The sequence below is a fragment of the Thiocystis minor genome (assembly GCF_016653465.1).
In the GTDB taxonomy this organism is placed as follows: domain Bacteria; phylum Pseudomonadota; class Gammaproteobacteria; order Chromatiales; family Chromatiaceae; genus Chromatium; species Chromatium minus.
Window position 1 is genome coordinate 1 of record NZ_NHSQ01000139.1, and the last position, 4626, is coordinate 4626.

A 4626-nucleotide genomic window follows, 5' to 3' on the forward strand; every position below is an offset into this window, starting at 1 on the left:
CCGGCAGCCTGATCGTCGGCTCCGAGGCCGGCGGGCCGCAACCCAGTCCCGATGGCGGCAACAGTCTCCCCGTGACGACGCTGGAGGCGACCTTGAGCGTGAGCGATTTGCTCAATGGCAACCGCGATAGCGGGGAAACCGTGATGCTCTGGCGCTGTCCGTCGCGCGACGAATGCCGCTCCCCGACCAAGGAATCCGTGACCCTGGACGGCATGATCCCGCGCGTGCGCGATCTGCTGATCGGCAATGCCTCAAGCACGGGACTGATTCGGAAATTCATGCTCGGGGTCGAGGCACTGACCCCCGAGGAACAGGGCTTGATGGAACACGCGCCCTGGGGATTGGGCGGGGCGATTCGCACCCTGGCGGTCGCGGAGCCGGGGATGGCGTTCGCCTTCGCCGAACGCGCCGCCCCGATCGTTGCCATCGAACTGGTGCAGGTCATGGTCCGCGACATGCTGAAAAGCGTCCGTCTGGCCACCGCCGGGCTGGATCACACCCATACCACGCAACTGCTGCAACAACTCGAATCCGTGCGCGCCGACATTTGGCGCGAATCCGACACCCTGGCGGCGCGTTACGGCAACCCCAACGCCCTGCTGGAGAGCTTCCGCACCCTGCTCGCGACGCGCAAAGGGGTCAGTTATCTCGATCTCGTGCAGGCCAACGTGTTGCAAGGCGACGCCGAACCCTAGCGGGTCGCTTGGCAGCGTCGACGCTTTTCCCCTGCGCATCAGCGGTTCGGACCTTCCTTTAGGACATTTCTTCCATGTGGACTATCTATTCCATCGGCGATCCGGTGTTTCTCCAACAGGTGCTCAATGCCGTGGCGATGCTGTTCGCCTCCGGGGATTTCGTCCAATTCGTCAGCATCGGCTTTCTCATCGGTTTTCTGATCATCGCCGTCCAGGGGCTGCTGCAGGGCGCTCAAAGCATCAAGTTCCAGCACCTGCTGGTGTCGTTCATTCTGTATTCCCTGCTGTTCGTCCCCACGGTGTCGGTCACCATCGAAGGGGCCTATTCGGGCACCGCGCGCGTGGTCGATAACGTGCCGCTCGGCCCGGCGCTGGTTGGCTCCACGGTGTCGAATCTGGGCTATGGCATCACGCGCTTGTTCGAGCAAGCCTTCGCCACGCCCACCATGACCGAGCACGGCTATGTCGACGCCTTGCAGGTGCTCGCCACGGTGCGCAAGACCGCCCTCTCGCGGCTGACTATGGGCGATGCCAACAGCCCGAGCGCCGGGGCGAATGTCGAACAGTCGTGGATCAACTACGTGGCCGATTGCGTGCTCTATGGCGTGGATCGCCAGATCGACGGCGCGACCCTGGATCGCCTGCTGAAAGCCACGACCGTGGATGCGGCGCTGCAAACGCCGATCGTCACCGGGACGACCGAAATCTCGCTCGGCCTGGCGCGCGAAACCCTGACCTGCGTCGACGCCTATACCAAGCTCAAAGACTACACCAGTCTCGCGTTCCTGCCGGCGTTTCAAGCCTCGCTCGCCGCCAAGCTCGGCACCGCCAGCGGCTCGGTGACGACGCGGGTCAGCGGGGCGCTCGCCGCGCTCGCCGGTGGGGCGGTCGACGCCCAGCAGTACATGACGATGGCCGCGCTCCTGCCGATGGTCGAGAAGGGCGTGATCCAGCATTACCGGGATCTCGGCGATGCGGGCGCGGCGGCGCAAGCCGCGCAGGCGATCGCCCAGCGCAACAGTCAGTGGGCGACCGAACAGACGCTGTTTATTAAGATCATGCGTCCCATGATGGTCTACTTCGAGGGCTTTATTTTCGCCATCGGCCCGTTCATGGCGTTTGCAATCGGTCTGGGACCGCTGGGCGTCGGCATGGTCGGCAAATACCTGATGTTCGGGTTGTGGATCCAGTTGTGGATGCCGATCCTGGCGATCTCCAATCTGTATCTTCTGATGGTCACGGAACGCGCGTTCGAGGCGCTGGCGACCCACAACGGCGCGGTCCTGCCCTCGTTCCGGGCGCTCTACGAGAGCGATCTGCTGTTGCAGGACTACCTGGGCACCGCGGGCGTCCTGATCGCCTCGACCCCGGCGATCAGTCTGATGCTGATCTACGGCAGCGCCATCACCGCCACCCATCTGGCCGGACGGCTGCAAGGGGCGGATCACATCAACGAAAAAATGACCTCCCCCGACATTTTGCAGCCAGGGGCGGCCATGACCAACGGACCCTTGCAGCAACACACGGCGTTGGGCGGCACCAGCGCACCGGGGGCAAGCGGTCTGTCCTGGTCCTTCAATGCCGGACAGACGGCGCAGTCCAGCCTGAAATCCGCCGATACCCAGGCCGAACAGGCACAGGAGAGCTTCCAATCGAGCGTCGGTCAAGCCTTCGCGCGCACCGCCGCCGCCAACAGCCAGTCCGCTACCCAGTTCGCGTTAAGCGATAAATTCGGCGCGACCTATACCCAGGCGACTGACGCCACCCGCTCGGCCGCCGAAGACCTGTCGCGCAGTTTCAAGGATACCGGGATCAGCACCGAAGGGATGTCGACGCTGCTCACGGCGGGGTTGACGGGGAAAAACGCGGGCGAACGGGATGGCGGCATCGGAGCCTCGCTGGCCGGGAAAATCGAACAGAAATACGGGATCACCGATGGCCGGGAGACGGCGATCGCGCAGGCCATCGTCAACCGCGTGAATACCGACGAGAAGCTGCAAGCGGGCTTCAGCCAAGGACTCGCGTCGGACGTGTCGCGCACCCAAGGCGAGGGGTTCACGGAGGGACTGAGCCAAGCGGAAAACACGCAACTCACGCAGAGCGCCTCGAATGTCATCAGTACCTCGCGTTCGTATGAAGAAGCGGCCACCTTTGCGCGCTCGGCGGGGACGAGCGCCAGCTACAGTGCGATCGACACCTCGGGAATGCTGATGCGGCATCCAGGCGCGCAACACCGCTTGGCGCAGGCGATCGATCGCTTCGGCTTGGCGGGCGACGTGGCGAAACAAGCCGACGCGCTGCAAGCCGCCGGCGTGGTCGGCGATCCCGCCCAAGCGCACGCGATGGCGGGGATGGGAATGCTGCTCGGCCAGTATGGCGGGGACCGCTTCGACACGATGACCCCGGCGGAAAAACAGCAGGCCGAAGGGGCCGCCATGGGCGTCTATTCGGACCTGCTCGGGGTGCCGATTCCCCAGGGCATCGATCCCCAGGTCAATGCCGGGCTGGCCACCCAGGGTCCGGCTCAAGGCGCGGTGCGCGCGGCGGTCGAGGGCGCCGGGTTGCAGGACGTGCGCGGCGTGGTCGGCGCCGGGTTGGCGTCGATGCGGGTGAATGCCGACGGCACGATTTCCCAGGTTGCGCAAGGACGCGACGCGGTGACCGCCTTCGCGACCGACGCTGGCGCTGCGGTGTCGAACCAGGGCGCGGACTTTAATCGCCAATTGAACCACGACAAACTGGCGCATCTCGCCGACAACCTGCGACACGAAGCGGAGTTGCCGCGACCGGCGGCACGCGTGGCCCAACACGAAGCTGGCGGCCTGATGATTCAGACCGGCGAGACTCTGGCGCTGACCCAGGCCAGCCTAGGTGCCGAAATCGTTAATTTGGGCGCGGACTTGAAGGCGTTCGGATCGACGCTCATCGAGACCGGCGATCCGGTGGCGGCCTGGAAGGCCGGCGAGGCGGCGGCGGGGAGCATCCCGAATTGGGAGCGTGCCCGCCAAGCGATGATCGACACGCGCCTGGACCAGGTAGCGGGGCACGGACTGACGCCGGCGCAAACCGGCCTGTATCGCGAAGCGTCGGCGAATCTCTTCGCGGCGTTGCCGAGCGCGGCGTCGCAGACCGCCCGCGCGGCGGTCATCGCCGAAGCGCCCGCCGGGACGGGCGAGAACATCGCCGACCTGATCGAGCGCTCCGTGACTTCGCGCGACGATTCCGACCTGCGCCTGATCGGCGCGTACAACGCGACCGCGCCTGACGGCGAGGCGTTGTCACCCGCACCGTTCGGAGCGCACGGTTCTCCGTCCACGGACGATGACGGAAAAAAAAACGCCAGGATGTCTGACGGACTCGCCCTGATCCACACCAGCGCGACCGGGGGCGGCCTCGGGCGCGTGCTGGATCTGATCTCGGCACCGGAGTCGCACGGCAATTACAACGCCTGGTACGGTCACGCCGATCAGCAGCAGGTCGATCTGTCGGCGCTGACGGTCAATGAGGTCAAGGCGTTTCAGCAACAGTTGCTGGCTGACGGCAATGGCGGATCGGCCATCGGACGCTATCAGCTCATTCCCGAGACCTTCGCGACACTGACCGAGCGTCTGCAACTGAGCGGCGACGAACGCTTTACCCCCGCGCTTCAGGATCGCCTGGCGTTGGCGCTGGTCAGCGAGGCAGGCGTCAATGGCTGGATCGCAGGCCGCGTCGACGACCACGCCTTCGCGTTCAATCTCTCGAAAATCTGGGCCGGCTTGCCGAAGGATGCCTCCAATGTGAGTTATTACGCGGGCGATGGCAGGAACGCGGCGCACCTCGACCACGGTGTCGTCATCGGAACCCTGGGCGGCATTCGTGCTGGCGAGGAGACAAACGCGCCCCGCCCCGCGTGATGGCTGCGCCCCCCGTGCGGCGCGGCGATGGCGAG

Annotated in this window: 2 protein-coding genes; both read left to right on the plus strand. The window is 65.4% G+C overall.

Annotated features, from left to right (window positions below):
* A partial coding sequence (locus CCR95_RS18945) for a conjugal transfer protein TraH (protein WP_201097386.1) occupies positions 1 to 695 on the plus strand: 695 nt, incomplete at its 5' end.
* Between the two features lie 74 nt (positions 696 to 769).
* Positions 770 to 4591, plus strand: coding sequence for a conjugal transfer protein TraG N-terminal domain-containing protein (locus tag CCR95_RS18950; protein WP_201097391.1), 3822 nt, complete (start codon positions 770 to 772; stop codon positions 4589 to 4591).
* Positions 4592 to 4626: the final 35 nt, after the last annotated feature.